The sequence below is a fragment of the Pseudoalteromonas sp. 31A1 genome (assembly GCF_011378815.1).
GTDB lineage: Bacteria > Pseudomonadota > Gammaproteobacteria > Enterobacterales > Alteromonadaceae > Pseudoalteromonas > Pseudoalteromonas arctica.
On sequence record NZ_WTKY01000026.1, the window covers coordinates 1 to 24,322 of the forward strand.

General features: G+C 39.8%; 22 protein-coding genes and 1 pseudogene. 14 read left to right on the forward strand and 9 right to left on the reverse strand.

Features of this window, described 5'->3' with window-relative positions; translation table 11 throughout:
* Positions 1–85: 85 nt before the first annotated feature.
* Positions 86–211: pseudogene (locus tag GQR52_RS18085) on the forward strand (energy transducer TonB); the annotation flags it as partial.
* A 74-nt stretch (positions 212–285) separates the two neighbouring features.
* Here the strand turns inward: GQR52_RS18085 and GQR52_RS18090 are convergent.
* Positions 286–669 (reverse strand): MAPEG family protein, encoded by a 384-nt coding sequence (locus GQR52_RS18090; protein ID WP_010554555.1) that lies wholly within the window; start codon positions 667–669, stop codon positions 286–288.
* A gap of 239 nt (positions 670–908) precedes the next feature.
* On the opposite strand from GQR52_RS18090, the gene GQR52_RS18095 reads away from it, so the two are divergent.
* Positions 909–1,787, forward strand: coding sequence for a DMT family transporter (locus tag GQR52_RS18095; RefSeq protein WP_206017546.1), 879 nt, complete (start codon positions 909–911; stop codon positions 1,785–1,787).
* Between the two features lie 67 nt (positions 1,788–1,854).
* Here the strand turns inward: GQR52_RS18095 and GQR52_RS18100 are convergent, their stop codons facing one another.
* From GQR52_RS18100 to GQR52_RS18115, 4 genes are all read right to left on the reverse strand, one after another.
* Positions 1,855–2,172, reverse strand: coding sequence for a multidrug efflux SMR transporter (locus GQR52_RS18100; protein WP_165729335.1), 318 nt, complete (start codon positions 2,170–2,172; stop codon positions 1,855–1,857).
* Complete coding sequence (locus GQR52_RS18105) at positions 2,172–3,704, reverse strand: bifunctional GNAT family N-acetyltransferase/carbon-nitrogen hydrolase family protein (RefSeq protein WP_010554553.1); 1,533 nt, start codon at positions 3,702–3,704, stop codon at positions 2,172–2,174. Before GQR52_RS18105 ends, GQR52_RS18100 begins: the two co-directional genes overlap by 1 nt.
* Positions 3,705–3,803: 99 nt before the next feature.
* Positions 3,804–4,652: an MBL fold metallo-hydrolase gene (locus GQR52_RS18110; RefSeq protein WP_165729336.1), complete on the reverse strand. Its 849-nt coding sequence runs from the start codon at positions 4,650–4,652 to the stop codon at positions 3,804–3,806.
* Between the two features lie 79 nt (positions 4,653–4,731).
* Complete coding sequence (locus GQR52_RS18115; RefSeq protein ID WP_165729337.1) at positions 4,732–7,017, reverse strand: penicillin acylase family protein; 2,286 nt, start codon at positions 7,015–7,017, stop codon at positions 4,732–4,734.
* Positions 7,018–7,173: 156 nt separating this feature from the next.
* Here GQR52_RS18115 and ycaO point away from each other — a divergent pair, with 156 nt between their 5' ends.
* The 7 genes from ycaO to folX all read left to right on the forward strand — a co-directional run bounded on the left by ycaO (position 7,174) and on the right by folX (position 15,862).
* On the forward strand, positions 7,174–8,934 hold the full coding sequence (gene ycaO, locus GQR52_RS18120; RefSeq protein WP_165729338.1) for a 30S ribosomal protein S12 methylthiotransferase accessory factor YcaO: 1,761 nt from the start codon (positions 7,174–7,176) through the stop codon (positions 8,932–8,934).
* 115 nt (positions 8,935–9,049) lie between these two features.
* The gene (locus tag GQR52_RS18125; RefSeq protein WP_165729339.1) at positions 9,050–12,412 is read left to right on the forward strand and encodes an ATP-binding protein; all 3,363 of its coding nucleotides are present in this window, start codon (positions 9,050–9,052) and stop codon (positions 12,410–12,412) included.
* Between the two features lie 43 nt (positions 12,413–12,455).
* Positions 12,456–13,085: a YceH family protein gene (locus GQR52_RS18130; protein WP_007580511.1), complete on the forward strand. Its 630-nt coding sequence runs from the start codon at positions 12,456–12,458 to the stop codon at positions 13,083–13,085.
* 68 nt (positions 13,086–13,153) lie between these two features.
* Positions 13,154–13,984, forward strand: coding sequence for an ammonia-dependent NAD(+) synthetase (nadE, locus tag GQR52_RS18135; RefSeq protein ID WP_165729340.1), 831 nt, complete (start codon positions 13,154–13,156; stop codon positions 13,982–13,984).
* Between the two features lie 220 nt (positions 13,985–14,204).
* A complete protein-coding gene (gene folM, locus GQR52_RS18140; RefSeq protein WP_010554547.1) occupies positions 14,205–14,924 on the forward strand; it encodes a dihydromonapterin reductase in 720 nt (239 codons plus the stop codon).
* A gap of 22 nt (positions 14,925–14,946) precedes the next feature.
* On the forward strand, positions 14,947–15,501 hold the full coding sequence (folE, locus tag GQR52_RS18145; RefSeq protein ID WP_002962341.1) for a GTP cyclohydrolase I FolE: 555 nt from the start codon (positions 14,947–14,949) through the stop codon (positions 15,499–15,501).
* 4 nt (positions 15,502–15,505) lie between these two features.
* Positions 15,506–15,862 carry a dihydroneopterin triphosphate 2'-epimerase gene (folX, locus tag GQR52_RS18150; RefSeq protein WP_007377309.1) on the forward strand — a complete coding sequence of 119 codons (357 nt, stop codon included), beginning with the start codon at positions 15,506–15,508 and terminating at the stop codon, positions 15,860–15,862.
* A gap of 17 nt (positions 15,863–15,879) precedes the next feature.
* Here the strand turns inward: folX and GQR52_RS18155 are convergent, their stop codons facing one another.
* Together GQR52_RS18155 and GQR52_RS18160 are read right to left on the reverse strand one after the other, a co-directional pair.
* Positions 15,880–16,314: a YqaA family protein gene (locus GQR52_RS18155; RefSeq protein WP_010554546.1), complete on the reverse strand. Its 435-nt coding sequence runs from the start codon at positions 16,312–16,314 to the stop codon at positions 15,880–15,882.
* A 227-nt stretch (positions 16,315–16,541) separates the two neighbouring features.
* Complete coding sequence (locus GQR52_RS18160; protein WP_165729341.1) at positions 16,542–16,907, reverse strand: DUF4870 domain-containing protein; 366 nt, start codon at positions 16,905–16,907, stop codon at positions 16,542–16,544.
* A 184-nt stretch (positions 16,908–17,091) separates the two neighbouring features.
* Between GQR52_RS18160 and GQR52_RS18165 the strand changes: the two genes are divergently transcribed.
* From GQR52_RS18165 to GQR52_RS18180, 4 genes are all read left to right on the forward strand, one after another.
* A complete protein-coding gene (locus GQR52_RS18165) occupies positions 17,092–17,793 on the forward strand; it encodes a spondin domain-containing protein (protein ID WP_165729342.1) in 702 nt (233 codons plus the stop codon).
* A gap of 10 nt (positions 17,794–17,803) precedes the next feature.
* Positions 17,804–18,538 carry a spondin domain-containing protein gene (locus tag GQR52_RS18170; RefSeq protein WP_024607274.1) on the forward strand — a complete coding sequence of 245 codons (735 nt, stop codon included), beginning with the start codon at positions 17,804–17,806 and terminating at the stop codon, positions 18,536–18,538.
* Between the two features lie 62 nt (positions 18,539–18,600).
* On the forward strand, positions 18,601–19,326 hold the full coding sequence (locus GQR52_RS18175) for a response regulator transcription factor (protein WP_007580488.1): 726 nt from the start codon (positions 18,601–18,603) through the stop codon (positions 19,324–19,326).
* A gap of 10 nt (positions 19,327–19,336) precedes the next feature.
* Positions 19,337–20,824 carry a HAMP domain-containing sensor histidine kinase gene (locus GQR52_RS18180; protein ID WP_007580487.1) on the forward strand — a complete coding sequence of 496 codons (1,488 nt, stop codon included), beginning with the start codon at positions 19,337–19,339 and terminating at the stop codon, positions 20,822–20,824.
* A gap of 43 nt (positions 20,825–20,867) precedes the next feature.
* Here GQR52_RS18180 and GQR52_RS18185 read toward each other — a convergent pair whose 3' ends face one another.
* Entirely contained in the window at positions 20,868–23,042 is a 2,175-nt protein-coding gene (locus GQR52_RS18185; RefSeq protein ID WP_165729343.1) for a S9 family peptidase, read from the reverse strand.
* Positions 23,043–23,233: 191 nt separating this feature from the next.
* Here GQR52_RS18185 and GQR52_RS18190 point away from each other — a divergent pair, with 191 nt between their 5' ends.
* The gene (locus tag GQR52_RS18190; RefSeq protein WP_165729344.1) at positions 23,234–23,704 is read left to right on the forward strand and encodes a DUF2721 domain-containing protein; all 471 of its coding nucleotides are present in this window, start codon (positions 23,234–23,236) and stop codon (positions 23,702–23,704) included.
* A 74-nt stretch (positions 23,705–23,778) separates the two neighbouring features.
* Here GQR52_RS18190 and GQR52_RS18195 read toward each other — a convergent pair whose 3' ends face one another.
* On the reverse strand, positions 23,779–24,312 hold the full coding sequence (locus tag GQR52_RS18195; protein WP_165729345.1) for a hypothetical protein: 534 nt from the start codon (positions 24,310–24,312) through the stop codon (positions 23,779–23,781).
* Between the last annotated feature and the right edge of the window lie 10 nt (positions 24,313–24,322).

Consider the following 24,322-nt stretch of genomic DNA (forward strand, 5'->3'; position numbering starts at 1 on the left):
GGCAAGGATGGCTTAAGTTACAAGCCATCCTGGAAGGCTACGATTTAGCAAAATCTCTTGAGCCAGACTTGTGATCAAGAGACAGCTAAGACAGTGGCAATACAAACCCTCATCAATGGGTTATCAAAACGTACTTGTACAGCTCGATTTTGCAATAAACAATGAAGTTGCTAATACCGATTTAATAGAGCGAATTAAAGTATCGCACTAACTTTATTAGATTTTTCAAGATTACAAAGCAAGCGCCCTTTTAGGCTGCTTGCTTTGTGGTTTTAAAGTATAAACCTACAAACTCACCACAATCATGGCAATGGCTGTACCCAAGCCAATAAACCACACTAATGAGCGAATTATATCTAGGTTCATATAGTAAAAAACGCAATACAAAATACGCGACACAATATGCGTAACCGCTAACATTTCGGTCACTGCACCTACAGAGTTAGTGCCCAGTACAACTGCAATAGCGACAGCAAAAACAGCAAGCGATTCAAAACAGTTTTGATGAGCAGCGAGCGCCCGTGCACCAAAGCCGGTTAATTTTTTTTGTTGCGCCCTTGGATGTTTATTGTCGTATCGACCTAATTTTGCCATTGCTATAGCAACCGGCACTTTTGCAAAGTAAGGCATTAATACCGCAAGTAATGCACATACAACTAATGTTGTCATAATTTATCCTTTTGATGTTTCGGATAATTTAGCATAAGCGCAATAAAAAAGCCGCCAGATACGTTTTATGACAAACGCTGGCGGCTAACAATAACATCAGGCTTACTATAGCTAAATATATCCTCAAACCCATGCGACATAATGTCGCAGATGATGAATATTCAACATCATAGTTAATGCATCGCTTTACTTCACAAAGCTTGTTAACTTTACTGCCTTACATTTTAACGATGACGACCATGACCTGGATATTTTTCACTTTTTTAGCCGCCTTCATGCAAGCATGGCGTAATGCCCTGCAAAGTAAATTAAGTAACGATGTGAGTGTTGCTGGCGTAACTCTCTCCCGCTTTATTATTGCAGGCCCTATTGCTGCCGTGTATTTATATGGTTTGTATCAATACCAAGATACAGCCATGCCTACGTTTAATAATGCCTTTTGGGGATTTATTATAGGCGCAAGTGTGATGCAAATACTTGCCACTGGTTTAATGGTTAAGTTATTTAAAATGAATAATTACGCCGTAGGTGCTGGGCTTGCCAAAAGTGAGGCGTTAGTGGCTGCTATTTTAGGTGTATTATTTTTTGGCTCGGCACTTTCTTTACTCGGTTGGCTTGGTGTGTTTTTTGGCGCTATTGCCGTATTGCTACTCAGCGGCATAACAAGCGTTAAACACTTTAATGCTAAAACGGCATTACTAGGACTTTCTTGTGGTACTTGCTTTGCACTTACATCACTGTGGGTACGTGAAGCGAGTTTAAATTCGGGGTTACTATTTCCACACTCTGCCGCTTGGGTTTTACTGTTTGTAATTAGTCTACAAACGCTAATATTACTTGGCTATTTATTATTAAAAGAGCCGCAAACACTCAGTAAACTGTGGCAATACAAAAGCACTACAGCCGCAATTAGTGTTTTTAGTTGTGTCGGTTCTATTGGCTGGTTTAGTGCAATGAGCTTACAGCACGTTGCTTACGTTAAAACACTTGGACAGGTTGAAGTGTTTTTTACCATGCTAATTGCCGTACTTTGGTTAAAACAGCCACTTAAAAAACAAGATACTGCAGGCTTAATACTCATCGCCATCGCCGCTGTTTTGGTCATGTTGCCAAGTTAAGAGCATAAAAAAGCGCAGGCTTTTATACCTGCGCTATTCATAATTAAGCGTTTATTTGAATTATTAATTAAGAGCTTATTTTTAGCGTTATCACACCACTAATAATCATCAGTACACCCGCAATACGACCAAATGTAGCGGCATCGTTATAAAACAATATACCCACTACAAACGTACCTGCAGCGCCAATACCGGTCCACACTGCGTATGACGTACCCATCGATATTTGCTTTTGGGCAAGCCACAACATAAAGCCACTAGCGACTAAAAAAGCCACCGCTATTGCAATACCCTGCCAGCGAGTATCTGAGTTTTGCGATATTTTTAAACCTATCGGCCAGCCAATTTCAAGTAAACCGGCAATAACCAAATAAATCCACGCCATTAAACATCTCTCTTTTTCAAAATGACTTCGTATAAATCTTCGCGGCGATCTTTTAAGTTACGCACTGTACCTTCGCTATGAAGAATTTTTAGTTTATCCATATCAAGGTCGCTAAATAACAGCATTTCTGTATTTGGCGTGGCTTCGTTAAGTGTTGCATCGTGCGGGAACGAAAAGTCCGATGGCGTTAACACTGCCGATTGTGAGTACTGCACATCAAGGCTTTCTACTTGTGGTAAATTACCTACCGAGCCTGCAATAACTACATAACATTCGTTTTCTATTGCACGCGCTTGTGCACAATGGCGCACACGTAAGTAGCTGTTTTTAGTGTCGGTCCAAAATGGGACAAACAAAATATCTAACCCTTGTTTTGCTAATATGCGTGAAAGCTCAGGAAACTCTACGTCATAACAAATTTGAATACCTACACGCCCAGCATCGGTTTCAAATACAGCAATTTTGTCGCCGCCTTGAATAACCCAATCGTTTTGTTCATGCGGGGTAATATGTATTTTACGTTGCTCGTCTATTTTACCGCTGCGGTGGCATAAATAACTTACGTTATAAATTTTATCGTCTTCGGCAAGCGGCATAGAGCCGGTAATAATATTGGCGTTGTATTCTATTGCCATACGCGACATCGCGTTTTTAAACGTTTCGGTATATTCCGCTAAATAACGAATCGCTTCAGTTTGGTTGCTTTGATTTCCTAAGCCCATTAATGGCGCGTTAAAAAATTCAGGGAATAGTATAAAGTCACTTTTGTAGTCAGATACGGTATCTACAAAGTATTCAACCTGCTTTAGCATTTCTTCAACCGATTCAACACAACGCATTTGCCATTGCACAGCACCCACACGCACGATTGATTTAGTTGACTCAAGTACCGTGTCGGTTGGTTCATACATAATGTTATTCCACTCAAGTAACGTGGCGTAACCAACTGACTCTTGATCCTCTGGTAAATACTTTTTAAGTAAACGCTTTACCTGAAAATCGTTAGATAACTGAAAGCTTAAAATAGGATCGTATAGCTCTCTCTGATCTACTTTTGCAATGTATTCCATTGGCGTCATTTCACTACTGTGATTGTAATAACGCGGAATACGACCACCCGCTAAAATAGCGCGTAGGTTATATTGGCGGCACAGTTCTTTACGGGCATCATAAAGGCGACGACCTAAGCGCATGCCTCTGTGAGTTTCGCTTATTGCTACATCTAAGCCGTATAGCGCATCGCCGTCGGTATCGCTAAATACACGGTCATGACCATCTGCAATGTCTTCGTAGGTATGCGGGTTTGAAAAACGTGTGTAATCAACTTGTACGCTCAGCGCTAAGCCCACCAGCACGCCGTCATCTACAATACCGATTTGCCCTTCAGGAAATTGGTCTATTAATCTAAAAATGGTATGACTTGGCCACGCACCACCTAAGTCGGGATACGCTTGATCCATCAAGGTTTTAATTTGCGGATATTGCTCTCTGGTTAAGTTACAAATTTCAAGATGGGTTTTTTCTGCCGACATACACAACTCCTTTAGGCATAAGAAAATAAAAGCCGAATGTACGCTCGATTAAATCAAGAATACACTCAGCTTTGTATCATGTTTTTTACTTTAGATGTACTACTTTAAACTGCGATAAAAGAGTGTGGTTACTTTCTCTTTTGGTAACCAGCCTGCGTATTCAAGACCAAGTTCTGCCAATGGATCGGCTTTAAGTACTTGCTCTAAGCTTGCATTATTTTGCATTGCTTTTAGCATTACGTCTTTCGCGTTTTGAACTAGCTTACCATACGCTATCAGTCCTGAACGGTCACTTACCTTACCGTGTCCTGGTATTACTTTAGTGTTGTCGTCAATTTGTTTAACTACATCGTCTACTGCCGCTAAAATACCATCAACGCTGCCACCGCTGTCTACATCAACAAACGGTAGGCTGCCAAAATTAAAGTAAATGTCGCCCATGTGCACTATGTTGTCGTTACTAAAAAAAACAACCGAGTCACCATCGGTATGCGCATGTTCGTAATGCACTACATGGGCGTGTTCATTATTAAAATGCAGTTTTAAATCGTGACCAAAACTAATGCGCGGTAAAAAGTCTGACCCTTCTCCATGCTGCTCTTCTAAACGTTTGTGTACATTGTCGTGTGCTATAACGTGCGCACCCGCTTTAGCAAAGTTCTCGTTGCCACCGGTATGATCGCCATGATGATGCGTATTAATAACAAACTCTGCACTGCCTGGTTTTAGATCGCTAATCGTTTTTTTAATATCGTCTGAGAGTTTGGCAAACTGATCATCAATAATATAAATGCCATCATCGCCTACACTTGCTGCAATATTACCGCCTTGCCCAAATAGTACGTATATATGCTCACTTAGCTTTTGTGCTGTTACTGGACCTTCATCTGCTTGCGCTGCTGTACTTAGTAATAAACCTGTTATTAATGCGGGTAGTATTTTTTTCATTTTAGTTCTCTGTTGTATGAAGTAATTAATATAGAACGTTTTTATCACTATTTAAGCTCACTCACTTATCACTTAAACGTTATTTAATAGGACTTATGACTATTTGATGCATAAGTGTTTGCGGCAATAAAGGTGTATGTTTACCCTCTACGTAATCACTAAACCCCGCTCTATAAAATTCAGAAAGAGGATGCCCCGATTGCCCACCGGGAATAGCTAAAATTGCATGTTCTAAATGCCCAGGTTGAGCAATAAAGCGCTGCGATGCGCCAAAACTACGCCCTTGTACGGCGGGCATGTAGCTACCACCAAAACCCGCTGCTGTGGGCATATTTAATAACTTAGCAAGTAACGGCATTTGCTTTGCAAACGGATGCTCTATCACTAACTCATTGACCTTGCCCCACTGCCAGCTTTGTACATTATTACCAAATTGCTCATTAAGCTTAGTGATAGTTTGGTTAAATGCACCGTGTAATTGTGCATCCCAGCTTTTAAATTGCGGGTTTATCCACGTATCGGGTTTGTTATTAATAAGCTGCCAAACTGCGGGCTCTAAATCTCGTTTTACGTATTTAAGTGTGCCTTGCTGTTTATTTAATTCGTCTTCAATACTACTAAATAGAATATTAATCACTTCATCGCGGTAGCGCTTAACTAAGGTATACCCTATGGAGGTTGAACACGCACATTGCTGCCAATTTTCGAGCGCTGTTATATATTGCTGATTTTTGGTTTGATCTGTTTTTAATTGCTTTAATAGCAAAGCATGCCAAGGCATTAAAAAGCGAGCTTGGTTATCGAGCTGTAGTGCGTAAAAGTCGCTCTCTGCAAATGTTTGTTTTTCAAATAATCTATCGCGGATTTGGCTCGAACGTGCACCGAGTGCATAGCCACCATTGCCAAAACGGGCGTTATCTTCAGCCGATACCACGCGAGAGTTACCAGTCCATAATCTGCCGCTTTGTGGGTTTTTAATAAAGGGACGTTCTAATTCGGTTTGCTGCCAAAGCACTGAGTAGTCATCGGCATTTACGCCAAGCTCACTTGACGTTTTACGCGCCGGTATACCGCCCATTTTTTTCCACGCTGCGTTACCTTGGCTATCTACCACCATTAGGTTTTGCACAGGTATTCCTACATCGCTTGCTACAGCAAGTGCATCATCTACTGTTTTGGCTTGCTCTAACTTTAAGAGTTGCATATTAACGGCGTAAGGCTGATGTGCAGCCCAGCTCAATGCATAAGGTTTTTCGTTAATGTATTTTACAGGGCCATATTCGCTAAGTATTAATGAATAGTTTTCAACCTCCCCATCGGGTAATGCAATAGGTTCATCTACTTGCCATGTTTTACTATCATCGTTTAATGCAATCCAATCGGCTGTATCTAAATAACCGTTAGTAAATCCCCATGCAACATTGTTGTTAGTGCCAACAACAATGGCAGGTGCTCCGGGCAGCGATACACCGGTCACCTGAGTCTGCTCACCACTGTGCATGTAATTTAATTGTGCCCTGTACCAAATTACAGGTACTGCCATCGATAAATGCATATCATCCGACACCATACCAGCACCTGTTTTAGTAAGCGTTCCCGTAACAGCCCAGTTATTACTGCCGCGCTCTTGGTTGGCTTCAATACTTTTAACTGTATGCTGTGTTTGAGTTGGCAAAGTAGGTATGCCGCCGCTATAAGGCGCTAATTTGCTGCCATCAAGTGCGGCTTGGTACTTACTTGGTTGCGTTAAAAAATCAACCATTTGCTTTGTGTACGCTTGCTCAATTTGAATGAGTGCTTGGTCGCGCTCAAATGTGGCGCTTTGTAAATCAAGGTACATGCTAAATATCACAAGTAAGCTGTCTTCGCTTTGCCATGGCTTTTGTGTTGCACCGGTTAGTAAATATTCAAAGCTTGAATACCCTACTTGCGCTAACCCTTCGTTTACACCTTGAGCGTAACTTTTAAGTAATTGCTTATCTGCATCAGGCAGCGTTTGTAAAATAATTTGGCTGCGTTTACGCAATTGATGAAAACGCATCTTTTTATCGAGCCCCAACGCGGCTTCGCCAAATAATTCACTTAGCTCGCCTGCGGCATTACGTCTTAGTAAATCCATTTGAAAAAATCGGTCTTGCCCATGCGCATAACCTAAACCGTAGGCGGCGTCGTTTCGGCTATTTGCATTTATCACTGCTTGCCCTAGTGCATCGCGCGAAATTTTTACAGGCTCTACTACCGCGTTACTACGTCCGTTTCCATCAAGGGCAGGTAAACTTAAACTAAGCACACCATAAACAACGGCGGTACTTGCCAGCCCTAATATCACAATTAATAATAACAAGCGTTTGATTACTTTAAACATCAACCTTTCCTTTGCACGTTTTGACCAAGCGTTAAGAGCATATAATAACCGCAGTTTTATTAAATAATAATGTTCTTGCTCGCAAAGGGTGAAATAAACATCAAAATCCACGATAATGTCAGCTCCACACATCGTGCAGAACTAGTTGAGATCAATATGACTGAAAAAACATTTATCAAAGGTAAAGACCGCGACCTAGAATCGTCAATCTCTACCATGCAAAACAAGCTTGAAGCCCTACACATTAATGTTGAAGAAGCGCTTTGGCTTAACCCTGTAGCTAACTGTTATTCGGTTCATATAAAAGACAGTGACTGCGGTGTTATGTTTACCAATGGTAAAGGCGCAACCGACAAAGCCTCTATTGCCTCAGCGCTAGGTGAATACTTTGAGCGTTTAAGCTGTAACTACTTTTTTGCAGACTTTTATCTAGGTGAAGAATTTGCCAATGGCGAGTTTACTCATTACCCAACCGAAAAATGGTTTAAAGTTGAAGGCGATGAAGTACCACAAGGTATTATGGATGAAAGCTTATGGAATTACTTTGACCCAGAGCGCGAACTTAACGCATCACACCTTTTTGATTTTAACTCAGGTAACGATGACCGTGGTATTTGTACCCTGCCATACACGCGCCAACGCGATAACCAAAACGTATACATTCCAGTAAACGTTATTGGTAATATTTTTGTATCTAACGGTATGAGCGCAGGTAACACTAAATTTGAAGCTCGCGTACAAGGTTTATCAGAAGTATTTGAACGCGCTATTAAAAACCGCATAATCGCCGAAGGTATTTGTTTACCAATCGTGCCTGAAGACGTTGTTAAGCAATACCCTCAAATTCACGAAGCCTGTGAAGAACTTCGCAGCCATGGTTTTCATCTGCGTATTGCCGATGCATCACTTGGGGGGATTTACCCAGTAATGAGCGTAACGCTTATTAACCCAACAGATGGTTCTGTATTTGCCTCTTTTGGTGCTCATCCTTCATTTGAAGTAGCGCTTGAGCGTACCGTTACCGAATTACTACAAGGTCGTCGTTTAGATCAACTAGATGTATTCCAACCTGCAACATTTGATAACGATGAAGTAGCAACACCAGAGAACATTGAACTGCACTTTATTGATTCAAGCGGTTTGATTTCGCATGATTTCTTCCGTGCAAAACCTGACTTTGAATTTGTACACTGGGACTTTAGCGGCACAACAGAGCAAGAATATAACTTCTGTACTGACCTGATTCACAGCATGGATCACGATATATACATCATGGATTATACGCACCTAAACGTATACGCATGTCGTATTTTAGTACCGGGCATGTCAGATATTTATCCAGTTGATGAGCTTATTTGGCGCAACAACAACGAAGGCGCAAAATTTCGCGAAGCATTCCTATCGCTTGATCAGTACGATGCAGAGCAATGGATGGAAATTTACGACAGCCTAGAAGAAGCAGGTCATAGCGATATTATCCGCGCCGCAGAATTTATTGGTTTAGCAACCGATGCCGACACACCATGGCACACACTGCGTATAGGTGAACTTAAAGCGCACTTATGTTTAGCCGCAGGTAGCGAAGAAGCCATTGATTGGGTTGACTGGATACTTCATACAGGCCAAGTAAACGAAGATGCAATGCGCCACTTCCGCTGTTTAAAAGCGATTCTTGAAATTAAATACGATGACGAGCGCGAATACGCTGATTACCAAGATGCATTAGGCTTAATGTTTGGTGCTAATAATGTAGCGCTGGCTATTGAAATTGCCGAAGGTAAAAAGCAGTTTAACGGTTTAACTTTTCCAGGTTTATCGCTTGAAGGCTTTAAAAAGCATGCGGCACTACTTGATGGTTACCGCAAGCTACACGTAGCAAAGCAAAATCATTGGGCACGTGAAGTTAGCGATTCGTAACTCGCTAAACTACTAATTATAAAAAATAAACGGCGCATTTGTTAATGCGCCGTTTTCATTTATGTCATAAATTAGCTATAGTTAATTTGCCTAAATTAACGCCACGATGTAGCTAATGCCACCGTCTAGTAATAACAAAAAAACGAATGTTCATAACTTTAAGCTGACCTTTTGGTTATCGCTTACGCTAACTGTACTAGTTGGTGTTGTTCTTGATCGTATTAACTATAATCGTGTAAAAGATGCTCACCGCCTACAAATTCTTTCAGAAGTAAGTACTTATAGAGCTCAACTCGAATCAACCTTAGTTTCTAATATTCAACTAGTACGGGGTTTAGGTGTTGCCGTTGCCGCAGAACCGGGTTTAGAACAAGAACGCTTTGAACAAATCGCAGCCCCTCTTTTTGATACATCAAATGAACTTCGTAATATTGGTGGCGCTCCCAATATGGTCATTCAAATGACCTATCCTTTAAAAGGGAACGAAAAAGCAATTGGCCTTAATTTTTTAGATAATAAAAATCAGCGCACTGATGCACTTAGAGCCCGCGATACCAACACAATTATTATGGCAGGACCGCTAACATTAGTTCAGGGGGGGGAAGCATTAATCGCCAGGGTTCCGGTGTATACCCCTCCCAATAATGAGTTTTGGGGGTTGTTGTCGGTTGTACTCGATATTGACAAGGTTTATATCAATTCTGGCGTTTACGAATTAGAAAAACAGTACAACGTTGCCATTCAAGGACGTAATGGTTTAGGTAAAAAAGGCGAGTTTTTTTTCGGCAATCAAAATATTATTCAGCAAGATCCTCTTGAGTTCACTCTAAATTTTCAAGGCGGCAGCTGGCAGTTATATGTAGCGCCAAAAATCGGTTGGAGCCCTCCTATTTCATCAATATGGCCACTTCGGTTATCGATTATTATTATTTGCGGGTTATTAATCTGGGCCTTTTTATTCTTTTTGAAAATGCTTAATCGTCAGCAACAAAACGAAAAAATGCTTGAAGCAATGAGTGATCTAGCTCAAATAGGCGCATGGTCATTTAACTTAGAAACTAAACAAGTGTATTGGTCTGATATGACCAAAAAACTATTTAAATACCCATTAAATAACCAACCAGAATGGCCTAAAGATTTAAACTACTTTAAAAAAGGCACTAGCCGAGAAACAATTAAACCTTTAATTGAACGAGCCATAAAATATGGTGAAAGCTACGAAGTTGAATTAGAAGTAATGGATGCAGAAGGTGAATCTGTTTGGGTACTCGTACATGGTGAAGCAGAACGAAAGAATGGACGATGCACACGTATTTTTGGCTCACTACAGAATATTGATACCCGTAAAAAAATTGAATTAGAAAATAATAAAACCGCATTACATAACGAAATTTTAGCTTCTCTTACCGTTAATAAATTAATATTAAATGGGCAACTTAGCCAATCGAAAGATATTATCACTGAAGCAATCTGCCAAGCATTCGATATTAAACGTGCCAGTATTTGGTTTTTTAATGAAGACAAGTCTCAACTAAGCCCCTTTGCCATACATAGCAAACATTCGTCTAGTGACAAAATTGACTCTATTTGGCTAAGAAAAAACAACCCCGGCTTTTTTAATGCAATAGATCATCAAGCAGTATTTAATGCACCCGATGCACTAGAACACCCAATACTCGCACCAATTAAAGAGCAGTATTTAATGCCACTCGAGATTAAATCAATGCTGTGCATAATTATTCCTGCGGGAAGTGGTGCTATAGGCGTTGTTTGCGCCGAGCAATGTCAATCCAAGCGCCACTGGTCTAAAAACGAAGAAAGCTTTTTAATTGCCGTTGCAGCGTTAATAGGCAGCTTGCACTCGAGCCAGCAACGAATTGAAACTGAACAAAAGCTGGTTGCCGCTAAAGAAACTGCAGAACAAGCTGTTGAAGCTAAAAGTGAATTTTTAGCGAGTATGAGCCACGAAATTCGCACCCCTATGAATGGTGTTTTAGGCATGCTTAATATAATTAAGCAAACGCAACTAGACCTGCAGCAAAAGCATCATATCGAACTTGCTCAGTCATCAGCTCAATCTTTACTTAATATAATTAACGACATATTAGACTTTTCTAAAATTGAAGCCGGTAAGCTCGATATTGAAAACGTGCAATTTAACCTACCTCGGTTATTAGGAGAAGTGGTTGAGTCGTTTGCTTTAAAAGTAGAGCAAAACAATACAAAACTTATTTTAGATGCCACTCAAATTACAGTTAGCGAAATAATTAGTGATCCGAACCGCTTACGCCAAATTTTGAATAACTTAATTGGCAACGCCGTTAAATTTACTATTGATGGCGAAGTAGTTATTACCGCCAAAGTGGATGAAACAACGGATGGCTCGTTTCTACAATGTTCGATTATTGATACTGGTATTGGTATTGACCCTAAAAAGCAAGCGTCGTTATTTGATTCGTTTACACAAGCAGATACCTCAACTACACGCCAGTTTGGGGGCACAGGGCTTGGCCTTGCCATAGTAAAACAACTGTGTGAGCTGATGAACGGTGAAGTAAGTGTAAACAGCATGCAAGGTGAAGGAAGTACATTTTCTTTCACAATACAAATACAGCCTCGCTTAAGTAAAGAACAAGATTTACCGAGTCATTTAATTAAAAACAAACATATTTTAATTATTGATGAGTGCTCGTTAAATGCAAATACAGCCAGCAAACAACTCACGGTATGGGGTGCAAAGGTTAATTGCATACATGACTATCTTGAGGTTGATGATTATTTAAATAATGTAACCACCCACCCTGAAGCTATTTTAGTTGATTACTACTTTTTTGAAAAAGCGCCGCAAACGCATATAACTGGGCTTAAAAACTTTATAAATATGCATAGTTGCAAGTTAGTTCTTATGGCGCCAATGAGTTATTCACCTGAGGAGTCTAAAGTAGGTATGGAAGTCGACTGTATGATTTTCAAACCACTCACACCTTCTGATTTGTTTGACTCACTCACTAACGATAAATACATTGAACAACAGCAGCAACAAGCACAACTACAAAATAAACTAACTAAAGCACCAGTACTCGATTCATCAGAACCACAACTACTGCTCGTTGAAGACAATAAAATAAACCAAGTAGTTGCCTCGGCGCTATTAAAGCAAGCAGGTGTGACTTTTGATATTGCTGAAAATGGGCTTGAGGCAATTGTAAAACTCAATGCAAAACAAGGTAAGCCATATAAGCTAGTTTTAATGGATTGCCAAATGCCTGAAATGGATGGCTACCAAGCTACTAAAGCCATTAGAGAAGGCGATGCAGGTAAGGGTAATGAAAATATTACTATTATTGCACTTACAGCCAATGCCATGCAGGGCGATAAAGAAAAATGCCTAGCAGCAGGCATGAACGATTATTTAAGTAAGCCGCTCGATTTAGCCGCCCTAAAACCTAAACTCCAGCAATGGCTTGGTATCCAATAAAGGTGTAAGCTAATAAAATACGCTTACTAATTTGAGATTATTTATGCAGTTATCAGCAAATCAACAACGTATTCTTGGTTGCTTACTAGAAAAACAAAGCACAACGCCAGAACATTATCCGCTATCGTTAAACGCTCTAGTGAACGCATGTAATCAAAAGTCTAATCGCGATCCTGTGTTAAATCTTACAGATAGTGACGTGCAAAACGCACTTGATGAACTAATAGACATGCGTTTGGTAACTATAGATGAAGGGCTTTCTGGTCGCGTAAATAAATACGACCACCGCTTTTGCAACACTGAGTTTAGTAATCTGCAATTTTCTGCTCAGCAACGTGCCATTGTTTGTTTATTACTTTTACGTGGTGCCCAAACTCCAGGTGAATTAAGAACTCGCAGTGCTAGGCTTGCTGATTTTAATAACGTAAATGAAGTAGAAACAGCGCTCAATAAACTGATTGAAAGCGATTACGCCCGTAAATTAGAACGAGAAGCAGGTAAACGCGACAGCCGATACATTCATTTATTTGGCGAACAACAAAATAATCCCGCCGATGCCTTTGTTGCTCTACCAAGCGAAGTAATTAAAGATAAAGAATTAAGTGATTTACTGGCAGAAGTGGAAGAATTAAAAGTAGAGCTTCGCAAAATAAAAGCTCATTTAAAACTTTAATTAATTAAGACTAAATCACATAATAAGTTTATTGCGTATCACATATTAAATTTTATAAGGAGCTGGCAATGCGCGCCGAAATTATGGCTGAAATGAAGGTTAAGCCAACTATTGATGTAAATGCTGAGATAACTCGCCGGGTTGCTTTTATTAAAGCACGTTTAGTAGCAGCTCACTCACGATCACTAATATTGGGTATTAGTGGTGGTGTTGACTCATCAACTTGCGGCCGCTTATGTCAACTTGCCGTAAACGAGCTAAATAAAGAACACGATACTGACAAATACCAATTTATTGCTGTGCGCTTACCTTATGGCGTACAAGCCGATGAAGACGAAGCGCAAATGGCGGTTGATTTTATCCAGCCAAGTAAACGTATGACCGTAAACGTACAACCTGCGGCTGATGCATTGCATGAGCAAGCGATAGCTGCTGTAGTTGGCTGTGGTGAAGCACTGCCTGAGCAAGCTCAGATAGATTTTGTTAAAGGTAATGTTAAAGCACGCCAACGTATGGTTGCTCAGTACGAAATTGCAGGCTTTTGCCAAGGCTTAGTAGTGGGTACCGACCATAGTGCTGAAAATATTACTGGTTTTTATACTAAATTTGGTGACGGCGCGTGCGATTTAGCTCCGCTATTTGGTTTATCAAAACGCCAAGTGCGTGCACTTGCTACTGCGCTCGGTGCCCCAGCTTTATTAGTAGAAAAAGCACCTACAGCTGATTTAGAAAGCGATCGCCCAGGCTTAACCGATGAAGAAGCACTTGGTTTGAGCTATGAGCAAATTGATGACTTTTTAGAAGGTAAATCTGTTTCTAAAGACGTTGAACAAAAGCTTGTAAGTATTTACATGCGTACACAACATAAGCGCCAACCAATTCCGACAATTTACGATTAATGTTTTAGTAAAATAAAGCAATTAACGCCTTTGAGGATTAATTGCTTTTTTGATCGACAGATTAAGAAACTGCGTATATTTTAGTAAATTAACGCTTTAAATTTTATAAACCAATTGCGTTAAATTAGTGATCTATTATAGCCCTAAGAAAATAGCGATAGATCGATCATGTTTTAACAATATTGGTATAAGTTACCCGCCAAAGAGAACACTGCCTTATATGACATCGCCCATCTTAATTACCGGCGCAGGCCAACGTATTGGTTTAGCGCTCGCTCAGCATTATATAGCCCAAGGGCAGGCTGTTATTATTACGTATCGTACTCGCCACAACGCTGTTGATAAATTAGAGCAACTAGGCGCTGTATGTATTTATGCCGATTTTAGTACCGATGACGGTATAAGTGCATTTATAAATACGCTTAAAGAGCATACAACATCGCTGCGCGCTGTTGTTCACAATGCATCAAGCTGGGACTGCGAAGCTAACAATCCTGACTTTGCAGTACTGTTCGATAATATGATGCGTATACACGCCAAAACACCGTATTTAATTAATTTAATGTGCGCTGAGCTGCTTATAAACTATCAGCAAAGTGAAAAAGTACCTGCTGATATAATTCACCTTACTGATTATGTAGTTGAAACAGGCAGCCCTAAACACTTAGCTTATGCAGCAAGTAAAGCAGCTCTCGATAACTTAACTAAATCGTTTAGCGCTAAATATGCGCCAAACATAAAAGTGAACTCGGTTGCTCCATCACTCATTATTTTTAATGAACATGACGATGAGCAATATCGAGCTAAAACCCTTAAAAAATCATTAATGGGCATTGAACCCGGATGCCAAGAAATTATCAATAGCATTGATTTACTATTACAAAGCCACTACATCACAGGGCGCTCTTTGCCTGTTGATGGCGGCCGTCATTTAAAGTAAATATAAATAAACTGAGATATTTATGCACAATGAATTAAAAGAAAGTTACGAAAAAATCATCACCGCAGTAGGCGAAGATGCTAACCGCGAAGGCTTACTTGATACGCCAAAACGTGCTGCAAAAGCAATGGAATATTTAACGCAAGGGTATCGTCAAACGCTTGATGAAATAACTAATAAAGCGGTATTTACATCTGACGCTGACGACATGGTGTTAGTGCAAGACATAGAGCTTTACTCTATGTGTGAGCATCATTTACTACCTTTTATTGGCCGTTGCCATATTGCTTATATTCCAAACGGTAAAGTATTGGGCTTGTCTAAATTTGCACGTATTGTTGATATGTTTTCACGCCGCTTTCAAATTCAAGAACAGCTAACGCATCAAATCGCTAAAGCAGTTGAAGAAGTTACTGGCGCTAAAGGTGTGGGCGTTATTGTTGAAGCAAAACACATGTGTATGATGATGCGTGGTGTAGAAAAGCAAAATTCAAGCATGCGTACATCAGTAATGTTAGGTAACTTTAGAAGCGACCCTAAAACACGCAACGAATTTTTGCAGCTTATAAAAGGTTAACCCTATGGCTAATGCAATTATTAACGTTACTAATTTGCGCCTGCGTACGTTTATTGGCTTTAACCCCGATGAGCGTGAAAAAAAGCAAGATGTAGTGATCAACCTAGAGATTCACTACCCTGCTGATGACGCGTGTAAAACGGATGAAGTTGACCAAGCACTTAATTATAAAGTGATCACCAAAGAAGTAATTAGCTTAGTAGAGCAAGGCCACTTTTTACTGCTCGAAAAATTAGTGGCTGAAATTCTTGCGGTTTGTCACTCACACCCAAGTGTTCATTACGCTAAAGCACGTGTTGATAAACCGCATGCACTGCGTTTTGCCGACTCGGTGTCGTTAACGCTTGATTGGGCTAAATAAGGCCTTAAAAAATTTATTTAAAAAAGCTTTTCGAATCCTACGGCAAGGGCGATAACCGCTAAATAGCGCGCGCCTTTGCCTAGTGTTACTAGTAATAAAAACATACTAAAGCGTACTTTAAATATCCCCCCAATTACAGTTAGCGGATCGCCTACTACTGGCAGCCAAGCAAACAACAAACTATACACACCGTATTTATTAAATTGCTTTTGTGCGCTATCAAGCCCTTTTTGCGATACAGGAAACCATTTTTTATCTTTAAAACGCAGTACCTGCGTGCCTAACCAGTAATTAACGCAGCTTCCCAATACATTTCCAAGTGTTGCTACGCACCACATAAGCCATAAATTAACTTTACCTTGGGCAATCATCCCCACCATTATCACCTCAGAAGAGCTAGGCAGTAATGTGGCAGATATAAATGCGCTAATAAATAACGTGAGATAAAGCATAATGCCCTTATGGCTAAACGTAAAAACCCAGCCTATAGCTGGGTTTATAATACCAATTTTATTAAAAACATGATCATTCTAGCGTATTAAATAACTCACTAACGACGTTAAAAATTATTTATATAGAACAACTATGTATCATAATTTTAGCCTTGTTATTGAGCTATTTTCTTATCGCTATAATAGATCACTAATTTAATGCAATTGGTATAAAAATAACTGAGGTTTTATTTTATCAAATTTAAACTAAACGGGTAATTAAACTCTTTACCTTCGTTAGCTTTAATACTCGCCATTACAACCATTACAAACCCAAAAATTGCCACTATAGGTAGTAATATTAAGCCTACTGCTACAAACATCAGTAAAAAACAAACTACATATGCAATTGCCATCGTTATTTGAAAGTTAAGCGCCTTTTTACCGTGCACGTCAACAACTGGCATCTCATCTTTTTTAATTAACCACACAATTAATGGCCCAATTATTGAGCCAAACGGCACAATAAATCCGGCAAGCGCACTCAAATGGCATAACATAGCCCACATACGGTCATCTTTGTTAACTGGTTCAACCTGTTGATTTTCTTCCATAACACTCTCCTTTTTGTTTTATGTATGTTGCCTCTTAACTAAACAAATGTCTACAAATCAACCAACGTATTTGTATTTAAAAATCACAGCGTGAAATCTTGTGATAAAAAAGTGATAAGTTTGTGAGAGTTTCTGGAGACGATTATTCAATACTTAACTCGAATCATCACTTACAGGAATAATAATGAAAACTTCTACATTAACAATTGCAATTCTTTTAGCGGCAGCTAGCCAATCGACTATGGCCGCAGAATTAGACCTAAAAGTTACTAACCTAACCAAGGGTATTCACTTCACTCCACTATTAATTACAGCACACAACAGCGAAGACACACTATTTGAAGTAGCAACAGAGGCATCTACAGCATTACAAACAATGGCTGAAGGCGGCAATATTGCAGAGCTAGTTGCACAAGCAACTGCAGCGGGCAGTGATATGGCTGCAAATCCAGCTGAAGGTTTACTTGCACCAGCCGCATCTACAACGGCAACACTAACAACTACTGACGGTAACGAGTACCTATCTTTAACTGCAATGATGCTACCAACTAATGATGGCTTTGTAGGCTTAAACAGCTGGAAAATCCCAACAGAAGCGGGTACTTACACAATTAATTTAAATGCTTACGATGCAGGCACAGAACAAAACAATGAGCTTGTAGTTGAAGGCTCTGGCGCTCCAGGTACTCCGGGGATTCCTGCGGCTCCAGGTGGCGACGCTGGCACTGGCGGTACAGGTATATTAAGTGGTGATACAAATACAAGCATCCATATTCACCCAGGTAGCTTAGGCGATGACGATTTAGAAGCGGGTAATAGCGATTTAAGTAATACAGTACACAGATGGTTAAACCCAGTAGCGCAATTAACCGTTACAGTTAAGTAGGAGCATGATTATGTCATCTGCTAACAACCTTAAAAAAAGTCTACTAGTGCTTGCACTTGCAACCACACTTGCAGCGTGTAGCGATAATGATAACGACCCAGTTGTTGAAGAGCCGGTCGTTGTTGAGCCAATTGTTGTAGAACCTGTGATCAGTGAGTTTACTATTACTTTTAGTAACTTAACTGCAGGACAGCCTTTGTCACCACTCTCTGTCATTGCTTTTGAAGATGAAGCACCTTGGACATTCGGTACAACAGCTTCTGTTGGTTTAGAAATGCTTGCAGAAAGCGGTGCAAATGAAGAATACCTCAGCTACGAAAGTGCACTTGCTGCAGTTTCAGCTGAAGGCGCTATTGGCCCTGGTGAAACCACCACAGTAATCATTACTGTTGAAGAGCAAGAAACGCTTAATTTGTCATTTGCTGCCATGCTTGGGAATACAAATGATGCTTTTACCGGTCTTAGTTCTTTAGATGTATCAACATTAGAAGTTGGCGGCTCGTTATCACGCACTACGACAGCTTATGATGCGGGTACGGAAGCAAATACAGAAACAGCTGAAACTGTGCCAGGTCCTGCCGCTAGCGGTGAAGGGTTTAACGAAATACGTGACGATACAGCCGATATAATAACGATGCATCCAGGCATTGTTTCAAATCAAGATGGATTATCTACATCAGCACTTGGTGTTGAACATAAGTTTGATAACCCAGTATCGAAAATAGTAATTACGCGCACGCAGTAACGTTCCAGCTTGTAATGGGGAAGTAAGGGAGCACGGATGCCCCCCTTTTTACGAGGTAATACATGCGTCACGAAAAAATATTAGTAGTAGAAGATGACAGAGAAATAGGTAAGTTAATTACCACGCAGCTAACGTCGCTTAACTTACATGTTGATCATGTTGTAAGCGCAGAACTTGCCTTAAAAAAAATAGCTAAGCATCCCTACGGACTTATTTTACTCGATATAAACTTACCCCAAATGGATGGTTTGAGCTTATGCCGAAAAATAAAAGAGCATTACCCAACTACCTCCGTAATTTTACTCACCGCGCTTAGTAGCGATATGGACAGAGTTATTGGCCTTGAAATGGGCGCCGATGATTATATTTGTAAACCCTTTTTTGCACGCGAATTACAAGCCAGAGTAAAAACCCAATTACGCCACAGAGCACAACTACTCGCTAGCCAAAATAACGACAACTCCCCCGTTGATAGCGAACAAACACTAAATGTAGGCTCACTCAATATAGAATTTAGTTCGCACCAAGTGTATTTAGGCAAGCAAGCCCTTAACCTTACCGCCACCGAATTTGATTTACTCGTTTACTTTGCACGCCATCCTAATCATGTTTTTAGCCGCCAGCAGTTACTCGATAAGGTATGGGGTTACCAACACAGTGGTTACGAGCACACGGTTAATTCACATATAAACCGCTTACGTGCCAAGCTAGAAGAACACCAACAAGCGCCTATCATCGAAACAGTTTGGGGTGTTGGTTACAAACTAAACCCTAGCCAACTCAATTAAGACACCTATTATGAAATTATCTTTGTATCAAAAATTAGCTATATCGCTAGTCGTGATTTTTTGTTTTATTTGCGCCCTAGTTTACGGCTGGAGCAAGCAACTGGAACTCACCTCAAAACACCACGCCGAACAAAATCTGCACTTAGCGTTAGCGGAACATTTAGTACAAGATAACCCACTAATAAAAGAAGGTGTTTACGACTATAAAGCGCTTGAAAACCTCTTTCATACCTTAATGTTATTAGGTCCTGCGTTTGAATTTTATTTTGTAGACGAAACCGGAAAAATTCTTACTTACTCAGCAAAGCCGGGTAAAGTTAAACGCACGCATATTAGTTTAACGCCTTTAAAAAGGCTGATTAACGACCCAAGCGCTGCTCCTATTTATGGTGACAATCCTCGTAATAAAGAGCAACAAAAAATATTTTCAGCCGCGCCAGTATTTAATCAAGATAAGCTACAAGGCTATTTATATGTAATTATTGGTGGTGAGGCTTACGATACCTCCCTAAGCACTGTAAAAAATAATGATAAGTTATGGCTAGCTGCTTTATGGCTTGGCTCTGCACTAGCATTTTTATTTATTGCGATGCTAATTTTGCTACGTTTTTTTACCAACCCAATTCAGCGCTTAGCACGCGATGTTAGTAATATTGAAGCCGCTAACTACAGCCTTACCGACACCAAGCTAAGTAACTATTCAACGCAAAAAAGTAACGAAGTGCATAGTTTAGGTCGAAGTATTCAAGCCATGTTAACGCGTATTAATGAGCAGTTTAAAGCGCTTGAACAAGGCGATAAACAACGCAAAGAGTTACTAACTCACTTATCGCACGACCTACGTACACCACTTGCTTCACTGCAGGGGTTTTTAGAAGTATTAAATCAGTCAGGCGAGCAGCTAAGTAAAAAAGAGCAGCAAGAATACTTGCAGGTATCGCTTAATAATTGCGGGCAATTAAAGCTACTCATAGAGCAAATATTTGAGCTTGCTCACTTAGAAAATGGCGAAATAAGTATAAATAAAGAAACCTTTAATTTAGGTGAACTCATTTACGATTGCATGGCAAAATTTAGTTTAGCCGTTGACAAAAAAGGCATTAGTTTGTCGGTAGAACCTGCGATTTGTGATTTTCCTGTGGTTGCCGATATAGCTAAATTAGAGCGCGTGTTAAGTAACTTAATTGATAATGCAATTAGGCATACCCCTCGCGGCGGCAGCATTGCAGTACATGTAAAACGCAGTGACGATAATCAACTATTTGTGCATGTATCAGACACGGGAGTAGGCATAAAAGAAGATGAGCTGAATGCTATTTTTGATCCGCACTACCAAGCAAGTAATTCTAATAAAGAAGGGCGCCAGCAAGGTGGTTTAGGATTGGCTATTTGCAGAGGGTTATTAAAACTGATGGATAGCGAAATTTACGTACAAAGTGAAATTGGTAAAGGCACTATGTTTAGCTTTAACTTGCCACAAAAAAAGGTGCTTTCTTAAAAAGCACCTTACATTTTTTGTTTATTTTAAATATATAAATTAATTACTTTTTAATACCCGCTAAATCAAGCATAAATGCATAGTTTAACGCGGTATCTTCTAAACGTTTAAAGCGACCCGATGCGCCGCCGTGCCCTGCTTCCATATCTATTTTAAACAGTAACTTATTGTCATCAGTTTTATAGTCACGCAGCTTAGCAACCCATTTTGCAGGTTCAAAGTATTGAACTTGTGAATCGTGCAAACCAGTCGTTACCAACATATTAGGATACGCTTGCTTAGATACTTGGTCGTATGGCGAGTAAGACAGCATGTAATCGTAATACGCTTTTTCGTTCGGATTACCCCATTCGCCGTATTCATTTGTTGTAAGCGGAATGCTCGCATCAAGCATCGTTGTTACTACATCTACAAACGGTACCGCAGCAACCATGCCTTTATAAAGCTCAGGCGCTTGATTTGCTACTGCGCCCATTAATAAGCCACCAGCACTGCCGCCTAACGCAAATATTTCATCTTTTGCGCCATACTTTTGAGAAACCAATGCTTTAGTTACGTCAACAAAGTCGTTAAATGTATTCTTTTTAGTTAGTAGCTTGCCGTCTTCGTACCAAGGGCGACCTAGCATTTGCGAGCCACGTACATGGGCAATTGCAAATACAAAACCACGGTCTAACAAGCTCAAACGTGAGCTTGAGAACGTTGGATCCATGGTTGCACCATACGACCCATAACCATATTGCAGTAGCGGGTTAGTGCCATCTTTTTTAAACGTATCTTTACGGTAAACTAAACTTACCGGTACTTTTATGCCATCGCGTGCTGTTACAAAAATACGCTCTGAAGCGTAATTGTCAGCATCAAAATCACCTAACACAACCTGTTGCTTAAGAAGCGTTTTATCGCCAGTCGCTAAATCTACATCGTACGATGAGCTTGGAGTGGTCATGCTTGTGTAGTAAACACGTAACGTGCTGCTATCTATATCGTTATTGCCATAAGTACCAATTGTATAAGCGCTATCGTTAAAGCTCAGTGGTAACTCTTTACCTGTTTTTAAATTACGCGCAATCAACTTTGATTGGCCCATTTCACGTTCTTGGTAAACTAAGTAGTCATTAAATAAATCAATGCCTTCGAGTTTAATATCATCGCGCGCTGGGATCACACTTTGCCAATTAGCCTTGTCGCCTGCTTTATCAATATCAACTTTCATCAGCTGAAAATTTACAGCATTTAAGTTAGTTACAATGTAGTAAGTATTCCCTAGCTTCGAAATATCATATTCAAGCCCTGCTTCGCGCTCAATTAAACGCTTAGGCATTGCTTTAGCATCATCAGCACTTAATACCGATACGCCTGATGCAGCCGTGCTGCTGTGCCAAATATAAATCTCTGACTCGTCTTTACTCTTACTCATACCCATGTAATAGCTGGTATCAGTTTCTTCGTAAATTAGCTCATCATCAGCTTGCGGTGTACCTAACGTGTGACGGTAAACTTGGTAGCCTAACAAGGTTTGTAAATCTTTTTTAATGTAGTAAACCGTTTTATTATCGTTTGCCCACACAATGCCACCGTTAGTGCCTTCAAGTGTGTCTTCGAGTAATTTACCGGTTGTTAAATCTTTTATTTTTACGCTATAAATACGACGACTAACAGTATCTTCACCATAAGCCATTAAATTGCCATTCGGGCTTACATCTAAACCACTTACTGCATAATAATCATGGCCTTTAGCAAGCTCATTTACATCTAAAATCACCTGCTGATCGGTACCTGCAAAATCGCTACTGCGCAAATAAGTGGTGTACTCGTTATCGCCACGTGTTTGCGTTGAGTAAAAATAATCACCGCTTTTAACTGGGACTGAATCATCGTCTTTTTGAATGCGCCCTTTTAGCTCTTCAAACAACTCACTTTGCAACGTTTTAGTGTGTGCAAGCATGGCATCAGTGTATGTATTTTCAGCTTCTAAATAGTTAATTACCTCTGGTGCTTTACGTTCATCATCACGCAGCCAATAGTAATCATCTATACGCGTGTCACCATGAATAGTCATTTCATGTGGCACTTTTTTAGCAACCGGGGCAACAGCTTGGGCTACTTGAACCGTTTTAACTTGTGTATTATTTTTTTTGGTTTCTTCAGGGGCTTGATTACAGCCACTTAAAATAGCGAGCGATAGTGCTGCGAGTGCGAATGGAGTACGTTTCATCAGTCAAAGTCCTTGTTGTATTTTTATTTTTTATTAAGTAATTAAATATACCTAAAAATAACCTGTGTTGTGATTTAGTTTGTGAAGCTATGTAAAGTAAATCAACGTAATTCCTCTTTTCTTAATAAGCCTACATCAGGTACTCTGTAGATATATAAATCACTTTTAGGCTCAACTGATTAAGGGTAGTAATGAATAGCGAAGTAATTAACATTTTAACAATGGCAAAAGTAATTCAAACGGCCGTTGCTCCCGTATTTTTAATCACAGGTATAGCAGCAACTTTAGGTGTTTTATCTAATCGCTTAGCACGAATTACCGACAGAGCGCGCTTATTGGAGCGAAGATTAAAAGTAAATACAGATGACGATTTTAATAAGTCGCTAGCAACAGAACTGCGCGCTTTATTAAAAAGATCGCGTTTTATACATATTGCTTTTAGTTTAAGTGTATTAAGTGCCTTACTTGTATGTGCTGTAGTTATGTTTTTATTCTTGTCACACATTCAATCAATTAACTTAAGCGTGACTATTGCTTGTTGTTTTGTAGCTGCCATGGCGTTACTTATTTGTGCATTTATTTCGTTATTAGGTGAAGTGTTTTTAGCAACCCGCAGCATGCGTCGCGGGATGATATTTGCCGATATAGGAATTAATGATTAACTTTTCATAAAAAAACCCCGAATAACTAATATTACTCGGGGTTTTTATTAAATAAGCTTATTTAATAAAATAACTTATTGCGCAGTATAAATCGTCTCTAGTACTTCAATTCTAGCTTCTTTAGCATAACCTGAAGCATTTAACTGCTCTGCTGCAACTAAAATATCTTGTCCATCATTCACTGCTAAAACGGCAATCTTAGTACCAGGAAATACAGACACCACTTTTAATCCAGCCGCTGCAGCAACGTCGCTAGCAGTAATACCATCTCTTAAAAGTACCGTAATATTACCTGATAAAGAACTTAAGCTATTAGTTAAAACATTACGTACTAAAGTTCCTTTAGTTACTAAATCAGATGCGCTTGAAACATCTACAACAGCCATATCGCCTTTTTGCATAACTACATGCTCATCGGCAGCAACACTTGATGGAACTAAGCGTAAATTTCTCTCTACTTTATAAGAGCCAAAGTCAGCTTTAGTATACTTAATAGTAGATACTTGTTTTTTTGGTAATTGAAGCCTTTCATCAAAGCTTGTGTTTGCCGAAGCGCTTAAAGAAATACACGCAGCAGTACTTAATACAATTAATTTATTTATTTTCATTTTCATAATC